A 21,242-nucleotide genomic window follows, 5' to 3' on the forward strand; every position below is an offset into this window, starting at 1 on the left:
TATGCCGAATCATTGTTACAACCTGACCTCCACGGCCAGTGGCAGATGGTCGGAAAGGTGCGTCCAAGGTTTGTGCCCCAGAATCTGCGGCGCATGGCTATCGGCGTTGCGCAGGTAGATGCGGTCCAGGCGCAGCAGTGGCAAACGCGCCGGGTAGGTGCGGGCGAGGTGGCCATGGTGGCGTTCGAACGCCTCGTGCAGGTCACGTTGCAGGCCGAGGGTGCGGTTGCCATGGGACTTCCAGTCGTTGAAGTCGCCGGCGATGATCACTGGCGCATCGGCAGGCAACGATTCGAGCAGCTGACGCAGCAGCTTGAGCTGTTTCTGCCGATGGTTTTCCAGCAATGACAGGTGCACGCAGATGGCATGCACCTTGTGCTGCCCGGGAACGTCGAGGATGCAGTGCAACAGGCCGCGACGCTCGGGGCCGGTGATCGACACGTCAAGGTTGCGGTGTTCGATGATCGGGTACTTGGACAGCAGCGCATTGCCGTGGTGGCCGTCGGGGTAGACCGCGTTGCGGCCATAGGCGAAGTCGCTCCACATGCTGTCGGCGAGGAATTCGTACTGCGAGGTCTGCGGCCAGCCGGGGTAGCGCGCGGCATGGCGGTCGTGGCTGCCGAGCACTTCCTGGAGGAACACGACATCGGCCTGGGTGCTGCGCACTGCCTCGCGCAGCTCAGGCAGGATGAAGCGCCGGTTGAAGGCGGTGAAACCTTTGTGGGTGTTCACCGTCAGCACCCGCAGGCGTTTCACCGGCGGGGCCTGGCGGGTGCTGGCGAAACCTGGGCTGCCGGCTTCGAGGTTCACGGTGGCTCCTCAACGCTACGGATACAGGTGGGACAGGGTGCGCCTGTTCCGGTTCATTCTTCCTCGCGCTGCAACACCATCAGCAGCAACGACCGCCCCTTGACCTCGAAGGTGCTGTCGAACTGCAGGTGTGGCGGCTTGCGCATCTCCGGCCGGTCGGTGTCGATCAGGCAGCTCCAGTAGTCGCCTTCCGGCACGGCCGGCAGCAGGAACGGCACCACATCATGGTGCGCGTTGAAGATCAGCAGCATGGTCGCCTCCGACCCGGGCCGTGCGATACCACTGACCTGGGCGCGGCCATCGATCAGCATGCCCAGGCAACGGCCGTGCGGGTCTTCCCACTGCTCCACGCTCATCTCGCTGCCATCCGGCGCCAGCCAGGTCACGTCCTTGACCCCGATCGCCTCATTGTAATCCCCCACCAAAAAGCGCGAGCGGCGCAGCACCGGGTAGGCCAGGCGCAGGCGGGTCAGGCGCTTGACGAAGGCCAGCAGCGCTTCACCCTCCTGGTCCAGGTCCCAGTTGACCCAGCCGATCTCGCTGTCCTGGCAGTAGGCGTTGTTATTGCCGTGCTGGGTGCGGCTGAATTCGTCGCCGGCGACGATCATCGGCGTGCCCTGGGCCAGCAGCAGGGTGGCGAAGAAGTTGCGCATCTGGCGCATGCGCAGTGCATTGATTTGAGGGTCATCGGTCGGGCCCTCGGCGCCGCAATTCCACGACAGGTTGTTGTCGGTGCCGTCCTGGTTGTTCTCGTCGTTGTCTTCGTTGTGCTTGCTGTTGTACGACACCAGGTCGCGCAGGGTGAAGCCATCGTGGGCGGTGATGAAGTTGACCGAGGAATATGGCCGGCGGCCACGGTTGTTGAACATGTCGCCCGAGGCGGTCATGCGGGCGGCGAAGTCGGCCAGCTGGCCCTCGTCGCCTTTCCAGAAGGCCCGTGCGGTATCGCGGAAACGGTCGTTCCATTCGGCCCAGCCCGGTGCGAAGTTACCGACTTGATAGCCGCCAGGGCCGCAGTCCCAGGGCTCGGCGATCAGCTTGACCTGGCTGAGCATCGGGTCCTGGCGGCAGGCCACGAGGAAACCGTGGCGCTCGCTGTAGCCGTCGTGATAACGGCCGAGGATGGTCGCCAGGTCGAAACGGAAACCGTCCACGCGCATTTCGCCAGCCCAGTAGCGCAGTGAGTCAGTGACCAATTGCAGCACCCGCGGGTGGCTGAGGTCGAGGGTGTTGCCGGTGCCGGAATCGTTGATGTAGAAGCGCTTGTCGTCGGGCATCAGGCGGTAGTACGAGACGTTGTCGATACCGCGCATGGACAGCGTCGGGCCGCGCTCGTTGCCTTCGGCGGTGTGGTTGTAGACCACGTCAAGGATCACCTCCAGGCCGGCGTCGTGCAGGTGCGCGACCATCTCCTTGAACTCGGCGATCTTGCCGCTGGCCAGGTATTTGGGGTGTGGCGCGAAGAAGGCGATGCTGTTGTAGCCCCAGTAATTGTTCAGGCCTTTGTCCAGCAGGTGCTGGTCGTTGACGAAGGCGTGAATGGGCAGCAGCTCGATGCTCGACACGCCCAGGTCCTTGATGTGCTTGAGCAGTTCATCGTTGGCCAGGCCGGCAAAGGTCCCACGCAGTGCTTCCGGTACCGCCGGGTGGCGCATGCTGATGCCGCGGGTGTGGGCTTCATAGATGATCGTGCGCTCCCAAGGCACCTGCACGCGCTGGTCGCGGCCCCAGGTGAAGGCCGGGTCGATGACCTTGCACTTGGGCACGAAAGGCGCGCTGTCGCGCTCGTCGAACGACAGGTCCCCATCGGGGTGGCCGATGGTGTAGCCGAACAGCGCCTCGGACCATTTCAGGCTGCCGACCAGTTGTTTGGCATAGGGGTCGATGAGCAGTTTGTTGGGGTTGAAGCGGTGGCCGTTTTCCGGCTCGTAAGGGCCGTACACGCGGTAACCGTAGACCAGCCCGGGATGAGCATCGGGCAGGTAGCCGTGGTAGATCTCATCGGTGTACTCGGGCAGTTCGATACGCTCGATTTCCTGCTCGCCGGTGGAGTCGAACAGGCACAGCTCGACCTTGGTGGCGTTGGCCGAGAACAGGGCGAAGTTGACCCCCAGGCCGTCCCAGGTGGCGCCGAGGGGGAAGGGCAGGCCTTCGCGGATGCGCGACGGGGCGACGGAGCGGGTTTTCTTCGGGGTGCGGGGGCTCATGGCGGTCCTCGATTGGCCGTGATGGAGGGGATATTGCGCAGACCTGTGCCGGCCTCTTCGCGGCTAAAGCCGCTCCCACAGGGATTGCACTGAATTAGAAAGCAGTGGAGAACCTGTGGGAGCTGCTTTAGCCGCGAAAGGGCCGGAACAGGCTTAACCAGCAGTCGGCTTTTTCACTGCCCGAGGCTTCTTGGCCGCCACCGGTTTGCTGGCCCCAGGCAATGCCGCAGCCTTCGGCTCAGCTGCTACCTTGGGCTTGGCCGGTGCGCGCTTGCGCGGCGCTGCCTTGGGGGCCAGCGCCTCGGCTTCGGCAAGCTTGCGTGCCATGTCCCAGTGCCGTTCCTCCTGGCCCTCGGGCTTACCTTCCGATTCCCAGATCTGGTAAGCAAATTCGCGTACTCGTTTTTCTTCGACACTCATCACGACGCTCCTGAATGCTATGCATGTTCAATCAACAGGTTGACTGGGAATTCCGCCAATACCGCGCTCAACATCAGCTCCCTTGTAGGGCTGACAGCGGCACCGCCAAAAAGTCCAGTCCAAGTGGCAGGCGACAAGGCAAACGGCAGGATCACCCGGGTGTCGTCCCAGTTCTGTGCCGGGATCAACGGTGTAGTGGCGCCGCCGAGCAGGCCGCTGGCCAGGCGCGGGGCGACGACGATGACGCGTTGCTCTTCGCCCAGGCGGGCGAAGGCGATGACCTGGTCGGCATGCCGGCCTTGCACGTTCAGGGGCAGGTAGGCGCCCCGGCGGAACAGCTCGGCATGGGCCTGGCGGCAATCCAGCAACCGGGCGATCAGAGCCTGCTTGATGCGGCCGTCGCGCCAGTGCGCCAGCAGTTCGCCGGGCGTGGTGGCATCGTCCAGGGTGCGGCGCCTGCAAGCGTAGTCCACGGCACGGCGGTTGTCCGGGTCGACCAGGCTGAAATCCCAGTACTCGTTGCCCTGGTACAGGTCAGGCACACCCGGCACGGTCATGCGCAGCAGGCTCTGGACCAGGCCGTTGAGGGCGCCGGGGCAGGCGATCAGTTGTGCGGCATCGGCCAGCGACTGGCGCAGTTGCTGGTTTTGCCGATCCAGCAGCAAACCATCGACATAGGCGGCGCAGGCTGCCTCGTAGGCCTCGTTCGGCGCGCTCCAGCTGCTGCGCAGCTTGGCTTCGCGCAGGGCCTTCTGCTGCCATTGGCGGATGCGTTCGGCGTACTGGCGCAGCGCGTTGTCGTCGTGCAGGTCGAGGGTCAATGGCCAGCTGCCCAGCAACGTCTGCCATAACAGCAGTTCGTCGCCTGGGCTGGGCGCCACGCCGTCATCCAGTTGCTCGCGCAGCGGTGCGGCCAGCTCGCGCCAGTGCTCCACACGGCTGGCGAACCAGGGCCCGCGCTCACTCAGCACGGCCAGGCGGGCGCGGCTGTCCTCGCCACGCTTGTGGTCGTGGGTGGCGGTGGCCAGCAGGTTGTCGGGGAAATCGCGCAGACGCCGCTGGGCCTCGTTGTGGAAATGTTCGGGGCTGGCACTGAAGCGCTCGGCCTCAAAGCCCACGTCGTTACGCGACAGCAGCCGTGCCGAACGGTAGAAGGCGGTGTCCTCCACGGCCTTGGCGGCACTGGGTGCGGTGAGCTGCTGGAAGCGCACGCAGGCATGGCGCAGGTGCTTGCGTGGCCGGCCCGGTGGCATCTGGCGCCAGGGCTGGCCGCCGAGCCATTGCTCAAGCTGGTCGAGCAACGGCCAGTCGGCTTCGCCCAGGTCCTGGCGGGCATTGGCCAGGGCCTGCTGGAAGAAACGTTCGTCCTCGGCCGGGCGCCCGCAGGCGTTGAAATAGGTGCGATACACCGGGTAATGCGCAACCAGCGCCTGCAGTGCGCGGCGGATCGCGCCGAGGGTCAGGTCGCGGGTCATCAGGTCGTCGCGGGCGACCTGCAACAGGGCCTGGGCTACGGACTCGCAATCGCCGGCCAGGCTGGCGTTGAGCACCAGGTGACGCGCCTGGCGCACTTCCTCGGGGAACCCTGGGCGCTCGCTGACCGTGGCCCACAACTCGGTCAAGGGTGCTTCGCCGGCCGGGTCGTGCTGCAGCAGCGACACCTGGTTCATGAACTCGTAGCCGGTGGTGCCGTCGGTAAGCCAGTCGCGGTGCAGGTGTTCATCGGCGCCGAGGATCTTTTCCACGTAGATCGGGAAGTGCTCCAGCGCGGCCTGCACCGGGCGCCTGGCGAGCAGGCTGTCGACCCGGCGACGCAGCTTGCGGCAGTAGCCGCGCGGGTCGGCCAGACCGTCGATATGGTCGATGCGCAGGCCGTCCACCAGGCCGCGTTCGATCAGCTCGAACAGCTTGGCGTGGGTCGCCTCGAACACCACGGCACGCTCCACCCGCAGGCCGCCCAGTTCGTTGATGTCGAAGAAGCGCCGCCAGTTGATGTCATCGGCGGCGGTGCGCCAGCTGGCCAGGCGATAGGTTTGGCGTTCAAGCAGCAGGTGCAGGCGCTTGAAGCCGGGTTCGCTGCGGCTGTCGAAGGCGTCCAGGGCCGACGCCAGGTCCGCGCCTTCACGCACCAGGCGCGCCAGTTCGGCGTGCAGGGGCAGGGCGTTTGCCAGTGGCTCAGGCGCCTCTCGCAGCGCGGTGAAATGCTCGGCCAGGGCCTTCAGCGCAGGCTCAGGGCTCTGCGCGAGGATCCAGCCATAATCCAGCGGGCAGATCGGGAAGCGGTGCTGATAGTGGGCGATCTGCAACAAGCCCGATTGCTTGTCGAACTGCAGCGGGATTTCGCCGTTCTTCAGCGCCGCGCCATAGTCGCTGCCAAGGAACGGCAGCAGCAACTGGCCGGCCAGCAGTGGGTCACTGGAGTGCCACTGGATGTCGAAGAACTCCGCATAGGGGCTGCGTCGGCCCCAGGCCAGCAAGCTCTGCCACCAGGGGTTGTCGGCGCCGCCCACGGCCATGTGGTTGGACACGGTGTCGAGGATCAGCCCCATGCCATGCTGGCGCAGCGCAGCCACCAGCCGTTGCAACGCTGCCTCGCCACCGAGCTCAGGGTTGACGCAGGTCGGGTCGACCACGTCGTAACCGTGGCGCGAGCCGGCGCGGGCCTTGAGGATCGGCGAGGCATACAGGTGGCTGATACCCAGCTGGGCGAAATACGGCACCAGTGGCACGGCGTCATCGAGGCTGAAGTCGCTGTGAAATTGCAGGCGCAGCGTCGCTGTCAGTGGCTTCATCGGTCACGCTCCCAGGCTTGTTCGCGGGCCTGGGCCAGCAGTTCAAGGCGCCGTGCGGCGTCTTCGTCGTCGAGCAGTTGGCGCACCGGCGCGGCGAAGCGCCGGCGCCAGTTGGGGTGGCCGCTGGTGGTGCCGGGCAGGTTGGGCTGCTCGTCGCTGCCGAGCAGGTCTTCCAGCGGGATCAGCACCAACGGGGCGCGGGTGTGGCCGACGTAACGGATGGCGGCATCGATCAGTGCGTCGTTGTCCGCTTGCGGGCCGTAGTTGGCTTCCAGGGTGCGGCGCAGGCCTTCGCACTCCTTCTGCCGTGCGTGGCGCCAGTGCAATTCAGTGGCGGCGTCGATCAGTTGCAGGCGCTGGCTCCAGTCGATGTCGCGGCTTTGCAGCCAACCGGCCAGTGGCGCCAGGTCGTGGGTGCCGGTGGTGGCCAGGGCGTCGTCCGGCCAGTCGAGGATCGGCTTGAAGTGGCCGGGCTGGGTCTGCTCGAAAGGCAGCACGCGCATGCCCAGCACGGCCTTGGCCGCCAGCTGCTCGCGCAGGCCTTCGGGCACGGTGCCGAGGTCTTCGCCGAGGATGATCGCCTGGTGGCGCACCGACTCCAGGGCCAGCAGGCGCAGCAAGTCTTGCAGCGGGTAGTCGAGGTAGGCGCCCTCGTCGGGCTTGCAGCCACGGGGGATCAGCCACAGCCGGCGCAGGCCCATCACATGGTCGATGCGCAGGCCACCGGCATGGGCCAGGTTGGCCCGCAGCATTTCGATGAAGGCGCGGTAGCCGTTGCGCTTGAGGCCTTCGGGGGAGAAGGCGCAGATGCCCCAGTCCTGGCCCGCGCGGTTGAGTATGTCGGGTGGGGCGCCGACCTTGAGGTTGGCCAGCAGTTCGTCCTGGCGGCTCCAGGCTTGGCTACCGGCGCCGTCGGCACCCACTGCCAGGTCGGCGATCAGGCCGATAGCCATGCCGTTGCTGCGCGCGGCGTGCTGAGCGCGTTGCAGGCTGCGTTCGGTCAGCCACTGGCAGAACGCGTGGAATTCGATCTTGGCCGGGTAGGCGTTGGCAAAGGCTTCGACTTCCGGGTGGTACGGGTCGTGCCAGGTGCTGGGCCAGTTGCGCCAGTCGGCGCCCAGGCCGTGTTCGACGGCTTGCGCCTGCAGCACTTCGAAGCGGCAGTGGTGTTCCAGGGCCTGGCCGCGGGCCTCACGGAAGCTGTCGAAGTCCTTGCGCAGCGGGTGGTCGGCCTGGCTGAAGTCCTGGTACAGCGCTTCAAGCAGGCGCAGGCGGGCGTCGGCGGCGCGGGGCCAGTCCACCAGCGGGCGCTGCTCCAGGTCTTCGAGCACCTGCTCCAGGCCACAGGCTTCGATCGCCATGCGCACGGCACGCTCGCCCAGCAGCGTGCCGGGGCTGGCGTACAGGGTGTTGAGCAGCAGGCGGCTGGACGGCGAGTAGGGACTGTAGTGTTGCTGGTCGGCGGCCGACAGGGCATGGATCGGGCTGATCGCCAGGGCATCGGCGCCGCGTTCGGCGGCGCTGCGCGCCAGTTGTTCCAGGGCCAGGCAGTCACCGTAACCACCATCGCCGCTGCGGCGCAGGCTGTAGAGCTGCACCGCCAGGCCCCAGCAGCGTGGCGGCGGTTCGCTGACGGCGTCGGCCAGGCTGTAGCAGCGCGGCGGTGCCACGGCGAGGGTGAAGCTGCGGTCGTTGATCTGCAACAGGTGATAGCCCACCGGCAGCCCGCCGGGCAGGTTGCCTTGGGCATCGAGGGTGAGGTACTGCAGGCGGTTGCTTTCCAGGGTACAGCGCACGGCGCTGCCCGGCGGGAAGTAGCGCCGCAAGGGCAGCGGCTGGTCAAGGTCGGCGGTGATCAGCGGGGGCAGGTGTTCGGCGTCCTCGGCGGCCTCCACGGCCTGCAGGCTGGCCTGGATGGCAGCCTCGTCGTCGGCGGGATGGCCCAGGCCTTCGAGGACCTTGCGCAGGACCTCGTCACTGACCTGCTGCGGCCGGTTGTTAGCGTCGATCCAGTCGCGGGCCAGCCCTACGCGGGCGGCCAGTCGGTGCAAGGCGGTTTCGCTCATGGGTGCTCCTGGCCAGGTGGAAACAGGCTGACCACGCAGCTGTAGGCGGACAGCGCAGTATCTGGGTGGGTGGTGTCGCTGCTGTCGAACAGGCGCCGTTCTGCGGCGGGCAGTGCCACTGCCTGCGGCGCGGCGGCCAGGTTCAGGTCGATGCGCAGGGTGCTGCCATCACCCAGGCGCCAGCGTGCGGTCAGGGCCTTTTCGCCCAGCACCTCTGCGCCCAGGGCGCGGCTGCCGGGCAAGTGGGGGATGATGTGACGCTGGCGCAGGTCGAGCAGCTGGTGGTAAAGGCCATGCCAGCCGGCGAGGACCTCCTTGTTTTGCGGCCGCGATGCCTCGAAGGTCTGCTGGGCATTGGGGTCGGGTATGTGTTCGCGCTGCTCGGCGTCGGTGAACGCCTTGAAGTGGGCGAATTCGCCCCGGCGGCCCTCGCGCACGGCATCGGCCAACGCATCGTGGAAGTCGGTGAAGAACAGGAACGGCCGGCAGCTGCCATCGTCATCGCCCATGAACAGCAACGGGATCATCGGTGCCAGCAGCAACAGGCCGGTGGCCGCACGCAAGGCCGCTGGCGGGCACAGGCGGGTCAGGCGCTCGCCCAGGGCGCGGTTGCCGATCTGGTCATGGTTCTGCAGGAACAGCACGAAGGCACTCGGCGCCAGGTGCCCGCTGGGTTCGCCGCGTGGTGTGCCGTGGCGGTTGGCCTGGCCCTGGAACACGAAGCCTTCGGACAGGCAGCGGGCCAGTTTGTCGATGGGCTGTTCCTGATAGTCGGCGTAATAGCCTTCGGTTTCACCGGTCAGCAGCACATGCAAGGCGTTGTGGCCGTCGTCGTTCCACTGGGCATCGAAACCCTGTTCGAGCAGCGAGGCCTGGTTGTGCTCGTTCTCCAGCACCAGCCACACATGCCGGCCAGGTTCGACGGCGGCGCGCACCCGTTGCGCCAGCTCGACCAGGAAGTCGGGCTGGTCGATGGCATGCACCGCATCCAGGCGCAGGCCGTCGCAGCGGTAGTCGCACAGCCACATCAGGGCGTTCTGGATGAAGTACTCGCGCACTTCGCGGCGGCGAAAATCGATGGCGGCGCCCCAAGGCGTCTGGCGGTCTTCGCGGAAGAACGGGCTGGCGTACTGGTGCAGGTAATTGCCGTCAGGGCCGAAGTGGTTGTAGACCACATCAATCATCACCATCAGCCCCTGGCCGTGGGCGTGATCCACCAGCGCGCACAGCTGCTCGGGGCTGCCGTAGCTGTGTTGCGGTGCAAAGGGCAGCACACCGTCGTAGCCCCAGTTGCGCTCACCGGGGAACTGGCCCAGCGGCATCAGCTCAATGGCGCTGATGCCCAGTTCGGCGAGCCTGGGCAGCTGCCGGGCGACGCCCTGGTAGCCTTCGAGCACGCCGACGTGCAGCTCCTGGATCACCGCTTCGTGCCAAGGCCGGCCTTGCCAGGGGTGCTGCCAGGCGTAGGCGCCGACATCCACCACCTGGCTCGGCCCATGCACGCCTTCGGGCTGATAGCGCGACGCTGGGTCGGCCACCTGCAGTGTGCCGTCGATGCGGTAGTGATAGCGGTCGCCGGCCTGGCACGCGGCAACCGCCGTGTACCAGCCGTCGTCTTCGGGCTGCAGCTCGATGGCGGGCTGCTGCTCCAGTTCCAGGCTCACGCTGCGCGCATCTGGCGCCCATAGGGCGAAGCGCGCCGACGTGGCGTCCAGGAGGTGTGCGCCATGTCTGTGCATCTTCGAACCCCGCTCAGTAATGGCTCAGGTGTGCCTGCTTGACCAGGTCCTCGTAGAGGCGGGCATAGGGTTCCACCGCCTGGCACCAGTTGAACGGCTGGGTCATCGACAGGCAGCGCATGGCATTGAGCAAGTCCTTCTTGCCATAGGTGTAGAAGGCGCGGCTCAGCGCTTCGCGGTAGCTCTCGAAGGTCGACTCATCGAACAGGAAGCCGGTGACGCCATTCTCGATGGTGTCGGCCAGGCCGCCGGTGTTGCGCGCCACCGGCAGCGAGCCGAAGCGCTGGGCATACATCTGGCTCAGGCCGCAGGGCTCGTAGCGCGAAGGCATCAGCAGGAAGTCGCTGCCGGCGAACATGCGCCGGGCATCGGTTTCGTTGAAACCGATGCGCACGCCAATGCGGCCAGGGTGACGCAGGGCCAGCTCGCGCATGGCCTGTTCTTCTTCCGGCTCGCCGCGGCCGATGATCGCGATCTGCCCGCCTTGCTCGACGATGTAGTCGGCAACGCCCAGGGTCAGGTCCAGGCCTTTCTGGTAGACCAGCCGCGAGACCACGGCGAACAGTGGCCCTTCGCACGGCTCCAGTTCGAACAGCTTGCGCACTTCGGCGGTATTGCGTGCCTTGCCGTCCCAGTCGTTGATGCTGAAGTTGTGCTGCAGGTGCTGGTCGGTGGCCGAGTCCCAGCTTTCGTCGATGCCGTTGGGGATGCCGCCGAGCAGGCCTTGCTGGGCCTTGCTGGCCAGGAAGCCATCGAGCCCGCAGCCGAATTCCGGGGTGGTGATTTCCTGGGCGTAGGTGGCGCTGACCGTGGTGATGTGGCTGGAGTAGGCAAGGCCGGCCTTGAGGAACGACAGTTTGCCGTAGAACTCCATGCCTTCTTGCTGCATGGCATGGTCAGGGATCGCCAGCTCGGGGCTGCAGCCGCGGCTGTAGACGCCTTGATACGCCAGGTTGTGAATGGTGAACAAGGTTGGCGTGTTCAGCCCGCGCCAGTGCATGTAGGCCGGTGCCAGGCCGGCAGGCCAGTCATGCGCATGCACCACTTCGGGTTGCCAGTGGATCCTGCCTTCGCCTGCAGCAATCTCGGCTGCGGCCAGGCCCAGGCGGGCAAAACGGATGTGGTTGTCGGGCCAGTCGCGGCCGTTGTTGGCACCATAGGGGGTGCCGTCGCGCTGGTACAGCTCGGGGCAGATCAGCACGTAGATGACCAGCCCGTCGGCCATGTCCATGCGGCCGATCTTGCACGGTGGCAGGGCCGCGTGGCCGCCGAGTTCGCCGACGATATGAATCGGGTTGTCGCTTTCCATCACCTGGCGGTAGCCGGGGATCAGCACCCGTACATCGTGCAGGTGCGCCAAGGCGCGCGGCAGCGCCGCAGAAACGTCGCCAAGGCCGCCGGTCTTGACCAGGTCGGCGATCTCCGAGGTGACGAACAGGATCTTGCGCTTGTTCGGGTTGTGCTGGCGCTGGGCGCCGGGTGCCGTGCCTGTCTTGGCGAAGTCCGGGGTGAGCGGATCGCGGTTGTCCGGGTTGAATGAATCTACGTGAGGCTCGACAGCGGCACTGATCATACTTCTCTCCGTCCCTAAGTGTTGGCAGGGTGCTGGCACCCTTGGTGTTATCTCGTGCGGGTTCTCTCTGATTCGATAGTTGCGTATAGCTATCCATGCCCCGAAGTCGTGCGCGCAGGCACAACACGATCAGCATTCCGGCCGAAGGCGATTGGGCTGGTTGGGGTCGGGCCTTGCGAAGGAAGTCCTATTGCATTTGGCCTACTTAGTTGCTGACCCACCACCGTTTCCAAAAGTTCGACTTTTTTACGTCGCTCTTCCTCTGAGCAAATGGCGGGCCGAAACCTCAGTGTAGGAGAGCCGGAGATAAAAAGGTGACCCACTGGTCACTTTCGTTATGACGCGAGATAGACGCAAACGTTGGCGTGTGTGACCGAATATGAACAGGGCTGTTCGAGGGTGGGGCAAGGCTGTTTGACGCGTGCGCCATGGGGTGGCTGGCCAGCGTTTCATGCACCATGATGGGGCGGGAATTCAGCAGTGTGGGAGCGCGAAGCTCCCACCAGGGGAGGGGATGAATCAGAGGCTGACGATTTTGCCGTCGCTACGCGCCTGTTCCAGCAGCATGTGCAATTGAGCGACCTGCTGGCGCAGCTGGTCACGTTCGTCCTTCAACTTGCGCAGCTCATCGCGGCGCACGGAGACATAGAGGGTCTGGGTTGGAGTAGCAGGCATCAAGGTACCCATGAGCACACCTCGCGGTTTTGGCTGGTGACAGTTAAAGCGTAGACGCTTCACGCGGCGCGCATTCTGAATTCTTTCGCTGCCCATGGGAACTTTTTTGGTTAACGTTGTCACGCCGTTCGTCGCTGAACCCTCGGGCGCCGTGCTGGACTAATCTGAAAAGTTGAACTGTGTTTGTCATCCATTTCGTAAGGGGAGCATCGGCTCATGCAATTGGGAATCGTCGGGCTGGGCCGCATGGGCGGCAATATTGCAAGGCGGCTGATGCGCGCCGGCCACCGCACCGTGGTCCATGACCGTAACCGTGATGCCATCGTCGGGCTGGAAGGCGAGGGCGCCCAGGGTGCCCACGACCTTGGCGCGCTGGTGCAGAAGCTCAAGGCGCCACGCGCGGTGTGGGTGATGCTGCCGGCCGGTGAACCCACCGAGCAGACCATTGCCCAGCTGGCCGAGCTGCTGGAACCGGGCGATGCCATCATCGACGGCGGCAACACCTTCTATAAGGATGACATGCGCCGTGCGGCCGAACTGGGCAAGCGCGGCCTGCATTATCTGGACGTCGGCACCTCTGGCGGTGTGTGGGGCCTGGACCGTGGCTATTGCATGATGATCGGTGGTGAGAAGGACGTGTTCGAGCGCCTGGAGCCGCTGTTCAAGGCACTGGCGCCGGGCGTCGGCGACATTGCGCGTACCCACGGCCGCAGCGGTGAGCACGCGCGTGCCGAGCATGGCTATATCCATGCCGGCCCGCCCGGCGCCGGGCACTACGTGAAGATGGTGCACAACGGTATCGAATACGGCCTGATGCAGGCTTACGCCGAAGGCTTCGACCTGCTGCGCAGCAAGGGTGGCAACGAACTGCCGGAAGACCAGCGCTTCGACCTGAACGTGGCCGAGATCGCCGAGGTCTGGCGCCGTGGCAGCGTGGTCACCTCCTGGCTGCTCGACCTCACCGCCGATGCGCTGGTGGCCGACCCGCAGCTGGCGCAGTTCAGTGGCTCGGTGTCCGACAGTGGCGAAGGCCGCTGGACCATCGACGCCGCCGTCGAACAGGCGGTGCCGGTACCGGTGCTGTCCAGCGCGCTGTTCGCCCGCTTCCGCTCGCGCCAGCAGCAGGGCACCTATGCTGACAAGATTCTCTCGGCCATGCGCCTGGGCTTCGGTGGTCACGTCGAGAAAAAAGACTGATGACCAAACAGACCATTCCTGCTGCTCCGCCCTGCACGCTGTTCCTGTTTGGCGCCAACGGTGACCTGGTCAAGCGCCTGCTGATGCCGGCGCTTTACAACCTCAGCCGTGACGGTTTGCTCGACCGCAACCTGCGCATCGTCGGCGTTGACCACAACCCGGCCACGGCCGATGAATTCGCCGAGCGCCTGCATGCCTTCATGCAGGCGCGCGACAAAGGCGGCGAGGGCGCTGCCAAGTGCCTCGACGAAACGCTCTGGGCACGTCTGGCCAAGCGCCTGGACTACCAGACCGGAGACTTCCTCGACCCGGCGACCTATGCGGCGTTGGCCAAGCGCATCGAGAAAACCCGCCACGGCAACGCCATCTTCTATCTGGCCACTTCGCCGCGTTTCTTCCCCGAGGTGGCTAAGCGCCTGGGCGAAGCCGGGCTGCTCGACGAGTCGGCCGGTGGCTTCCGGCGTGTGGTGGTGGAGAAGCCCTTCGGCACCGACCTGGCCAGTGCCGAGGCGCTCAACGCCTGCCTGTTGAAAGTGATGAGCGAGCGGCAGATCTACCGTATCGACCATTACCTGGGCAAGGAAACGGTGCAGAACATTCTGGTCAGCCGTTTCTCCAACGGCCTGTTCGAGTCGTTCTGGAACAACCACTACATCGATCATGTGCAGATCACCGCCGCCGAGACGGTCGGTGTCGAGACCCGCGGCGCGTTCTATGACACCACCGGTGCCCTGCGCGACATGGTGCCCAACCACCTGTTCCAGCTGCTGGCGATGGTGGCGATGGAGCCTCCGGCGGCGTTTGGGGCCGATGCCGTGCGAGGCGAGAAGGCCAAGGTGATCGGTGCCATCCGCCCCTGGACGGCGAAGATGGCCCTGAAGAACTCGGTGCGGGGTCAATACGTGGCAGGCAAGCAGGGCCGCAAGCCGCTGCCGGGCTATCGCCAGGAAAGCAACGTCGCCCCCGACAGCCAGACCGAAACCTACGTGGCGCTCAAGGTGATGATCGACAACTGGCGCTGGGCCGGGGTGCCGTTCTACCTGCGCACCGGCAAGCGCATGAGCGTGCGCGACACCGAGATCGCCATCTGCTTCAAGCCGGCGCCCTACGCGCAGTTTCGCGAGTCGGAGCTGGAGCGGCCCAAGCCCAATTACCTGAAGATCCAGATCCAGCCCAACGAAGGCATGTGGTTCGACCTGCAGGCCAAGCGGCCGGGGCCGGAGCTGGTGATGGAGAACATCGAGCTGGGCTTTGCCTACAAGGACTTCTTCAAGATGACCCCGGCCACCGGTTACGAAACGCTGATCTACGACTGCCTGACCGGCGACCAGACCTTGTTCCAGCGGGCCGACAACATCGAGAACGGCTGGCGCGCGGTACAGCCGTTTCTCGATGCCTGGGCCCAGGGCGGCGAGGTGCATGAGTACCCGGCGGGCGAGGATGGCCCTGAAGCTGGCACTGAGTTGCTGACTCGCGACAAGCGTGAGTGGCACAAGTTGGGGTGACGCCATACAGGAGGTGCAATGCCCGCCCACATCGAAGACTACGCCCTGCTCGGCAACTGCCGCAGCGCCGCCCTGGTCAGCCGCGACGGCTCGATCGACTGGTTGTGCCTGCCGCGCTTCGACGCCCCGGCCGTGTTCGCCGCACTGCTGGGCAACGAAGAGAACGGCCGCTGGCGCGTGGCACCCAGCGACCCCGTCGAGCACACCAGCCGCCAGTACCTGGGCGACACCCTGGTGCTGGAAACCACCTGGGTCACTGCCAGCGGCCGCGCCCGGGTGCTCGACTTCATGCCGCTGGACGAGGTCAACTCGGTGGTGCGCATCGTCGAGGGCGTGGCCGGCGAGACCAACTTCGAAATGGACCTGGTACTGCGCTTCGACTACGGTCGCAGCGTGCCCTGGGTAGAGAAAATCGACCCGCTGACGCTCAGTGCGGTGGCCGGCCCCGATCGCGTGATCCTGCGCAGCAGCGTGGTACCCCACGGCCTCGACCACCACACCGTCGCCCGTTTTCGCGTGGCTGCAGGTGAGCGCCAGATCTTCAGCCTGCGTCACCAGCCCTCGCATTTGCCGGTGCAGCCCGACTGCGACATCGACCATGCCCTGCAACACACCCTCAGGCACTGGCAGGCGTTTGCCGACCGTTGCCCTGAAGTGGGCCCCTACACCGGTCTGGTGCGCCGGTCGCTGCTCACCCTCAAGGCCATGACCTACGCGCCCACCGGCGGCATCGTCGCAGCGGTCACCACCTCGCTGCCCGAAAGCATCGGCCACGAGCGCAACTGGGACTACCGCTTCTGCTGGCTGCGCGACGCCACCATGACCTTGCTGGCCTTCATGAACCTCGGCTACTTCGATGAAGCCCAGGCCTGGCGTGAGTGGCTGCTGCGCTCGGTAGCCGGCAACCCCGAGCAGATGCAGATCATGTATGGCCTGGCGGGCGAGCGTGACCTGCAGGAGTACACCTTGCCGTGGCTGGCGGGCTACGAACACTCGCAGCCGGTGCGGGTCGGCAACGCGGCTTCCGAGCAGGTGCAACTGGATATCTACGGCGAACTGGCCGATGCCATGACCCAGGCGATCAAGGGTGGCCTGCCGCGCCACCCGCGCAGTGCGGCGATCTCCCGGCTGATCCTGCCCTATGTCGAGCGTATCTGGCGCGAGCCTGACGAAGGGCTGTGGGAAGTGCGCGGTGGCCGTCAGCATTTCGTCCACTCCAAGGTCATGGCCTGGGTCGCCTTCGACCGCGCGGCGGGGCTGGCCGACACCACCGAGCAAGGCCGCGAGCAGGGCCGACACTATCGGCAGGTGGCCGACGAGATTCATCGCGAGGTCTGCGCGCAAGGGCTCGATGCTGGCGGCCAGCACTTCGTCCAGGCCTATGGCTCGGCCGAGATGGACGCCAGCCTGTTGCAGATCGCCCTGACCGGCTTTCTGCCAGTGGAGGATCCGCGCTTTCAGCGCACCCTGGCGCAGATCGAGCAACGGTTGCTGAAGAACGGCCTGCTGCTGCGCTACGACAGCGACAGCTGCAGCGACGGGCTGACCCCAGGGGAGGGCACGTTCCTGGTGTGCTCGTTCTGGTTGGCCGATGTGTACGTGCTGCTGGGGCGCGAGGCCGAGGCCCAGGCGCTGTACGAGAAGCTCACCGGCCTGTGCAACGACGTCGGCCTGCTGGCTGAGCAGTACGACCCGGCCGGCAAGTGCATGCTCGGCAACTTCCCCCAGGCGTTCAGCCATATCGGCATCATCAACACGGCGCTGAACCTGCATCGGGCGCAATGCCCGGTGCGCGATCGGGCACGATGTGGCTAGCGATGAATTTAGTGTGTGACGCATTGCGTCACACATGATACTTTGATTCGTGTGATGTATGGGGTCACACTCTGCCGCACTCCCAAATGGACACGGCGAGCTACCCATGATCATCAGTTTTCGACACAAGGGACTGCGATTCTTTTACGAAACGGGCAACACCCGAGGTATTCAGGCCACTCATGCAAAACGCCTGAAGCGACAGCTGCAATTTCTGGAACGCGCCATCATCGCGCAGGACTTGAACCTGCCAGGTTGGCAACTGCATCCGCTCAAGGGGGAGCTGTCGGGCTTCTGGTCAGTGAGTGTTTGCGGCAACTGGAGGCTGATCTTTCGTTTCGTGGGTTCGGATGTCGAATGGGTCGATTACCTTGATTATCACTGAACAGGAGGGCTGATCATGCCTTTGCACAATCCGCCACATCCCGGCGAAACCTTGCGTGAGGATGTATTGCCAGCGCTCGGCCTGACGGTAAAGGCTTTCGCAACGCATCTGGGGTTTTCTCGAGAAGCGCTTTCGCGGGTACTGCATGGCCGTGCGGCCATGTCGCCAGACCTGGCGCTGCGTCTGGAAATGGCAGGTATCAGTACAGCTCGGATGTGGCTCGCCATCCAGGCCGACTATGACATCTGGCAGGCCCGCCATCGTCAGCAGCCCGTCATCGCCCGGTTATTTCAGGCGGCCTGATTCAATCGGGGGAAAGTACCGGAGTAGACTAGGGCAACCCCCATTCGGCAAGGAGCACGCATGAGCGTTCGTGGCCACGATCGGCAGATCGACAACATCGAATTCAACGTCAGCGACATCGCACGGAGCAAGGCTTTCTACGGTAGCGTGTTCGGCTGGCGCTTCACCGACTACGGGCCGACCTATACCGAGTTCAGCGATGGGCGCTTGACCGGCGGCTTCACCACTGGCGAAGCGGTGCGGCCGGGCGGGCCACTGATCATCCTTTATGCCGACGACCTGGAAGGCACGCAACAGCGGGTCGAGGCCGCCGGATCGACAATCAGCCGGGCTACCTTTGCCTTCCCGGGTGGTCGCCGTTTCCATTTCATCGACCCGGACGGATACGAACTTGCTGTGTGGACGGCCCAAGCCTGATGGCCAACCACAAGATCGAAATTCGCCGTCGCAATATCGAGAAGATCCTCGTCGCCGCAGAAAAGGTGTTTGCCGAAAAGGGTTATGGCGCCACCTCGATGGGTGACATCGCCGAGCAGGCCGAGCTGCCGCGTTCCAACCTGCATTATTACTTCAGTACCAAGGACGAGCTGTTCCGCGCAGTGCTGCAGGACCTGCTGGATGTGTGGAAGCAGGACGCGCTGTGCTTCGAGAACTTCGACGACCCGCGGGTGGTGCTGACCAGCTACATCCGCGCCAAGATGGGCCATTCGCGTTCACGGCCGCTGGGTTCGAAGATCTGGGCCGAGGAGATGCTGCATGGGGCGCCGGTGCTGGGGGTGAACCTGGCGGAGAGCCTTGTGCCGTGGGCGAAGCTCAAGGAGGACAAGATCCGTCGCTGGGTGACGGAGGGGCGCATCCTGTCGGTGGAGCCTTCGGCGCTGCTTTACATGATCTGGGCGTCGACCCAGCACTATGCCGACTTTGGTTACCAGGTGGCGTTGCTCAACGAAGGTGAGCCATTGTCCGACAGGGCGTTCGAAAGTGCGGTGCAGACGGTGACTTGTGTGATCTTGCGCGGGATCGGGCTGGAGCCATGAGTGAACGGGGCCGCTGTGCGGCCCCAATGGCTTCAACCAGCCTCGCGGTAGGGGTTGCGCGGATCCTGCGTCCAGTTCAAGTAAGGCTTACCGGTATCCTGCGCGACCATCTCGATGCAGTTCTCCACCGGGCAGGTGATCTGGCACAGGTTGCAGCCCACGCATTCGTCCTCGATCACGTTGTAGGCATGTGTCCCATCAGCCTTCAAGGTGCTGGCAATCGCCTGGTGCGAAGTATCCTCACAGGCAATATGGCAACGCCCACAGCCAATACAGGCCTCCTGGTCGATATGCGCCACCGACTTGTAGTTGATGTCCAGGTACTTCCAGTCGGTGGTGTGCCCCACGGCCTGCCCGCGGAAAGCCTCAAGGTTGCGGTGGCCGTGCTGGTCCATCCAGCGCGCCAGGCCATCCTGCATGTCTTCGACAATGCGGAAGCCATGCAGCATCGCCGCCGTACACACCTGCACCGCACCGCTGCCCAGGGCGATGAACTCGGCAGCATCGCGCCAGTTGCCGATCCCGCCGATGCCGCAGATCGGCAACCCGCGGGTTTCCGGGTCGCGGGCGATTTCGGCGACCATGTTCAACGCAATCGGCTTGACCGCCGAGCCGCAGTAGCCGCCATGGGTACTCTGGTCGCCGACGATGGGGTGGGCGACCATGCGGTCCAGGTCGACGCTGGTGATCGAGTTGATGGTGTTGATCAGCGACACCGCATCCGCGCCGCCGCGATAGGCCGCCCGGGCCGACTGGCGAATGTCGGTGATGTTTGGCGTGAGCTTGACGATCACCGGCAGCGAGCAGTGCATCTTGCACCAGCGGGTGACCATCTCCACGTACTCCGGCACCTGGCCGACCGCCGCGCCCATGCCGCGCTCAGGCATGCCGTGGGGGCAGCCGAAGTTCAGCTCGATACCATCGGCGCCAGTGGCCTCCACCAGCGGCAGGATGAACTTCCACGACGCTTCCACGCACGGCACCATCAGCGATACGACCAATGCGCGGTCGGGCCAGTCCTTCTTCACCTGGGTGATTTCCCGCAGGTTGATCTCCAGTGAGCGGTCGGTGATCAGCTCGATGTTGTTGATGCCCTGCACCTGGCGGTTGGGGCCGTAGTGCGCGGAATAACGTGACGACACGTTGACCGCCGCCGGGTCCTCGCCCAGGGTCTTCCAGACCACGCCGCCCCAGCCGGCCTCGAAGGCGCGGACCACGTTGTAGGCCTTGTCGGTCGGTGGCGCGGAGGCCAGCCAGAAAGGGTTGGGTGCCTTGATGCCGGCGAATTCGATGGACAGGTCGGCCATTTACGCTGCCTCCACGTTGAGCATGAGTTGGGCATGGATGGCTTCGGCGGCCAGCTTGCCGTGTTGCACGGCCTGGACGGTGAGGTCCTGGCCCAGGGCGGTGCAGTCGCCACCGGCGTACACGCCTGGGAGGCTGGTGCGCAGGTTGTCGTCGACGCGGATGCGCTCGCCGTCGCGCGCCAGTTGCGCGGCGACCGGGTCGCCGAGGCTGGCGTCGTCGAAGCGCTGGCCGATGGCCTTGAAGATGGCGTCGGCGGCCAGCTCGAACGTTTCGCCAGTGTCGCGCAGGCGGTCGTCGGCCAGTTCGGTACGCATGAGGCGCATGCCACGCACGTGGCCGTCGTCATCGAGCAGCACGGCGTCGGGGCGGGCCCAGGTATGCAGGCGTACCTGGTTGGCCTTGGCGATATCCTGCTCATGGCCAGTGGCGCCCATGTCGGCGAAACCGCGGCGGTACACCAGGTTGACGTCGCGGGCGCCCAGGCGGCTCATCTGCACAGCCATGTCGATGGCGGTGTTGCCGGCGCCGATCACCAGGCAGCGGTCGGCCAGTGGCAGTTGCGCAAGGTCGTCGGCCTGGCGCAGTTCACGGATGTACGCAGTGGCAGCCAGCAGGCCGGGGGCTTGTTCGTCGGCCAGGCCAAGCTGGCGCACGGCGTTCAGGCCCAGGCCGAGGAACACTGCGTCGTACTGGTCGCGCAACTCGCCCAGGCCAAGGTTGGCGCCCAGGCGCTGGCCGTGACGGATCTCGATCCCCCCGATGCCGAGCAGAAATTCCACTTCGCGCTGGGCGTAGTCATCGACCAGCTTGTAGCGGGCGATGCCGTACTCGTTGAGGCCGCCGGCCTTGTCGCAGGCCTCGTACACCACCACATCATGGCCGTGCATGGCCAGGCGATGGGCGCACGACAACCCGGCGGGGCCGGCACCGACCACGGCGATGCGCTTGCCAGTACTGGGCGAGCGCTTGAACGGGTGCTCGCTGAAGTGGGCATTGTCCAGGGCGTAGCGTTGCAACTGGCCGATCAGCACCGGGGCGCATTCCTGGGCATTGTTGCGCACACAGGCTTGTTGGCAGAGGATCTCGGTGGGGCACACGCGGGCGCAGCTGCCGCCGAGGATATTGGCCGACAGTATGCGCTCGGCAGCGCCTTGCAGGTTCTCGTCGCTGATGCGGTGGATGAACGACGGGATGTCGATTTCGCTCGGGCAGGCGTTCACGCAGGGGGCATCGTAGCAGTACAGGCAGCGGGCGCTCTCGACGGCAGCCTGGCGGGCGGTGAGGGGCGGCGCCAGGTCGCTAAAGCGCTCGGCCAGTTGGTCGCTGCCGGCACGCGGGCGCGGCAAGTGGTTCAGGGCTTCGATCACGGTTGTAGCCTCTCTTTTCTTTTTGGTTGTGGCAGTCAACGGC

Annotated in this window: 17 protein-coding genes; 7 read left to right on the forward strand and 10 right to left on the reverse strand. The window is 65.3% G+C overall.

Annotated features, from left to right (window positions below; all coding sequences use genetic code 11):
- Window positions 1-15: 15 nt before the first annotated feature.
- From F6X59_RS09100 to F6X59_RS28380, 8 genes are all read right to left on the reverse strand, one after another.
- Window positions 16-810, reverse strand: a complete 795-nt coding sequence (locus F6X59_RS09100; RefSeq protein ID WP_346653022.1) for an endonuclease/exonuclease/phosphatase family protein — start codon at window positions 808-810, stop codon at window positions 16-18.
- 53 nt (window positions 811-863) lie between these two features.
- Window positions 864-3,017, reverse strand: a complete 2,154-nt coding sequence (gene glgX / locus F6X59_RS09105; RefSeq protein ID WP_152955952.1) for a glycogen debranching protein GlgX — start codon at window positions 3,015-3,017, stop codon at window positions 864-866.
- 153 nt (window positions 3,018-3,170) lie between these two features.
- Entirely contained in the window at window positions 3,171-3,437 is a 267-nt protein-coding gene (locus tag F6X59_RS09110) for a DUF2934 domain-containing protein (RefSeq protein WP_152955953.1), read from the reverse strand.
- A gap of 17 nt (window positions 3,438-3,454) precedes the next feature.
- Window positions 3,455-6,229 carry a malto-oligosyltrehalose synthase gene (locus F6X59_RS09115; protein ID WP_152955954.1) on the reverse strand — a complete coding sequence of 925 codons (2,775 nt, stop codon included), beginning with the start codon at window positions 6,227-6,229 and terminating at the stop codon, window positions 3,455-3,457.
- Entirely contained in the window at window positions 6,226-8,295 is a 2,070-nt protein-coding gene (malQ, locus tag F6X59_RS09120; protein WP_152955955.1) for a 4-alpha-glucanotransferase, read from the reverse strand. Before malQ ends, F6X59_RS09115 begins: the two co-directional genes overlap by 4 nt.
- Window positions 8,292-10,034, reverse strand: coding sequence for a malto-oligosyltrehalose trehalohydrolase (gene treZ / locus F6X59_RS09125; RefSeq protein ID WP_152955956.1), 1,743 nt, complete (start codon window positions 10,032-10,034; stop codon window positions 8,292-8,294). The genes malQ and treZ overlap by 4 nt, the downstream gene beginning before the upstream one ends.
- Window positions 10,035-10,047: 13 nt before the next feature.
- The gene (gene glgA / locus F6X59_RS09130) at window positions 10,048-11,607 is read right to left on the reverse strand and encodes a glycogen synthase GlgA (protein ID WP_152955957.1); all 1,560 of its coding nucleotides are present in this window, start codon (window positions 11,605-11,607) and stop codon (window positions 10,048-10,050) included.
- A 519-nt stretch (window positions 11,608-12,126) separates the two neighbouring features.
- The gene (locus F6X59_RS28380) at window positions 12,127-12,294 is read right to left on the reverse strand and encodes a DUF6026 family protein (protein WP_218572246.1); all 168 of its coding nucleotides are present in this window, start codon (window positions 12,292-12,294) and stop codon (window positions 12,127-12,129) included.
- Window positions 12,295-12,498: 204 nt separating this feature from the next.
- Here F6X59_RS28380 and gnd point away from each other — a divergent pair, with 204 nt between their 5' ends.
- The 7 genes from gnd (at window position 12,499) to F6X59_RS09165 (ending at window position 18,524) form a co-directional block, all read left to right on the forward strand.
- Window positions 12,499-13,479 carry a phosphogluconate dehydrogenase (NAD(+)-dependent, decarboxylating) gene (gene gnd, locus F6X59_RS09135; RefSeq protein WP_152955958.1) on the forward strand — a complete coding sequence of 327 codons (981 nt, stop codon included), beginning with the start codon at window positions 12,499-12,501 and terminating at the stop codon, window positions 13,477-13,479.
- Complete coding sequence (zwf, locus tag F6X59_RS09140; RefSeq protein ID WP_152955959.1) at window positions 13,479-14,984, forward strand: glucose-6-phosphate dehydrogenase; 1,506 nt, start codon at window positions 13,479-13,481, stop codon at window positions 14,982-14,984. The genes gnd and zwf overlap by 1 nt, the downstream gene beginning before the upstream one ends.
- Before the next feature lie 18 nt (window positions 14,985-15,002).
- Window positions 15,003-16,799, forward strand: a complete 1,797-nt coding sequence (locus F6X59_RS09145; RefSeq protein WP_152955960.1) for a glycoside hydrolase family 15 protein — start codon at window positions 15,003-15,005, stop codon at window positions 16,797-16,799.
- Between the two features lie 106 nt (window positions 16,800-16,905).
- A complete protein-coding gene (locus F6X59_RS09150; protein WP_152955961.1) occupies window positions 16,906-17,184 on the forward strand; it encodes a type II toxin-antitoxin system RelE/ParE family toxin in 279 nt (92 codons plus the stop codon).
- 15 nt (window positions 17,185-17,199) lie between these two features.
- Window positions 17,200-17,487 carry a HigA family addiction module antitoxin gene (locus tag F6X59_RS09155; protein WP_152955962.1) on the forward strand — a complete coding sequence of 96 codons (288 nt, stop codon included), beginning with the start codon at window positions 17,200-17,202 and terminating at the stop codon, window positions 17,485-17,487.
- Between the two features lie 60 nt (window positions 17,488-17,547).
- Window positions 17,548-17,904: a VOC family protein gene (locus tag F6X59_RS09160; protein WP_152955963.1), complete on the forward strand. Its 357-nt coding sequence runs from the start codon at window positions 17,548-17,550 to the stop codon at window positions 17,902-17,904.
- A complete protein-coding gene (locus F6X59_RS09165; protein ID WP_152956139.1) occupies window positions 17,904-18,524 on the forward strand; it encodes a TetR/AcrR family transcriptional regulator in 621 nt (206 codons plus the stop codon). Before F6X59_RS09160 ends, F6X59_RS09165 begins: the two co-directional genes overlap by 1 nt.
- Before the next feature lie 32 nt (window positions 18,525-18,556).
- Here the strand turns inward: F6X59_RS09165 and preA are convergent, their stop codons facing one another.
- Both preA and F6X59_RS09175 read right to left on the reverse strand, forming a co-directional pair.
- Window positions 18,557-19,831: an NAD-dependent dihydropyrimidine dehydrogenase subunit PreA gene (preA, locus tag F6X59_RS09170; protein ID WP_152955964.1), complete on the reverse strand. Its 1,275-nt coding sequence runs from the start codon at window positions 19,829-19,831 to the stop codon at window positions 18,557-18,559.
- Complete coding sequence (locus tag F6X59_RS09175) at window positions 19,832-21,199, reverse strand: NAD(P)-dependent oxidoreductase (RefSeq protein WP_372240342.1); 1,368 nt, start codon at window positions 21,197-21,199, stop codon at window positions 19,832-19,834.
- Window positions 21,200-21,242 lie beyond the last annotated feature (43 nt).

The organism is Pseudomonas sp. MN1F, from assembly GCF_009391885.1.
In the GTDB taxonomy this organism is placed as follows: Bacteria; Pseudomonadota; Gammaproteobacteria; order Pseudomonadales; family Pseudomonadaceae; genus Aquipseudomonas.

Bases quoted from the DNA above. Each gene is read 5' to 3' on its own strand.
- F6X59_RS09145 (WP_152955960.1), top strand. From the start codon at position 15,003: ATGCCCGCCCACATCGAAGACTACGCCCTGCTCGGCAACTGCCGCAGC.
- glgX (WP_152955952.1), bottom strand. From the start codon at position 3,017: ATGAGCCCCCGCACCCCGAAGAAAACCCGCTCCGTCGCCCCGTCGCGC.
- zwf (WP_152955959.1), top strand. From the start codon at position 13,479: ATGACCAAACAGACCATTCCTGCTGCTCCGCCCTGCACGCTGTTCCTG.
- malQ (WP_152955955.1), bottom strand. From the start codon at position 8,295: ATGAGCGAAACCGCCTTGCACCGACTGGCCGCCCGCGTAGGGCTGGCC.
- preA (WP_152955964.1), bottom strand. From the start codon at position 19,831: ATGGCCGACCTGTCCATCGAATTCGCCGGCATCAAGGCACCCAACCCT.
- F6X59_RS09160 (WP_152955963.1), top strand. From the start codon at position 17,548: ATGAGCGTTCGTGGCCACGATCGGCAGATCGACAACATCGAATTCAAC.
- F6X59_RS09110 (WP_152955953.1), bottom strand. From the start codon at position 3,437: ATGAGTGTCGAAGAAAAACGAGTACGCGAATTTGCTTACCAGATCTGG.
- F6X59_RS09115 (WP_152955954.1), bottom strand. From the start codon at position 6,229: ATGAAGCCACTGACAGCGACGCTGCGCCTGCAATTTCACAGCGACTTC.
- glgA (WP_152955957.1), bottom strand. From the start codon at position 11,607: ATGATCAGTGCCGCTGTCGAGCCTCACGTAGATTCATTCAACCCGGAC.
- F6X59_RS09150 (WP_152955961.1), top strand. From the start codon at position 16,906: ATGATCATCAGTTTTCGACACAAGGGACTGCGATTCTTTTACGAAACG.
- F6X59_RS28380 (WP_218572246.1), bottom strand. From the start codon at position 12,294: ATGGGTACCTTGATGCCTGCTACTCCAACCCAGACCCTCTATGTCTCC.
- F6X59_RS09155 (WP_152955962.1), top strand. From the start codon at position 17,200: ATGCCTTTGCACAATCCGCCACATCCCGGCGAAACCTTGCGTGAGGAT.
- treZ (WP_152955956.1), bottom strand. From the start codon at position 10,034: ATGCACAGACATGGCGCACACCTCCTGGACGCCACGTCGGCGCGCTTC.
- gnd (WP_152955958.1), top strand. From the start codon at position 12,499: ATGCAATTGGGAATCGTCGGGCTGGGCCGCATGGGCGGCAATATTGCA.
- F6X59_RS09165 (WP_152956139.1), top strand. From the start codon at position 17,904: ATGGCCAACCACAAGATCGAAATTCGCCGTCGCAATATCGAGAAGATC.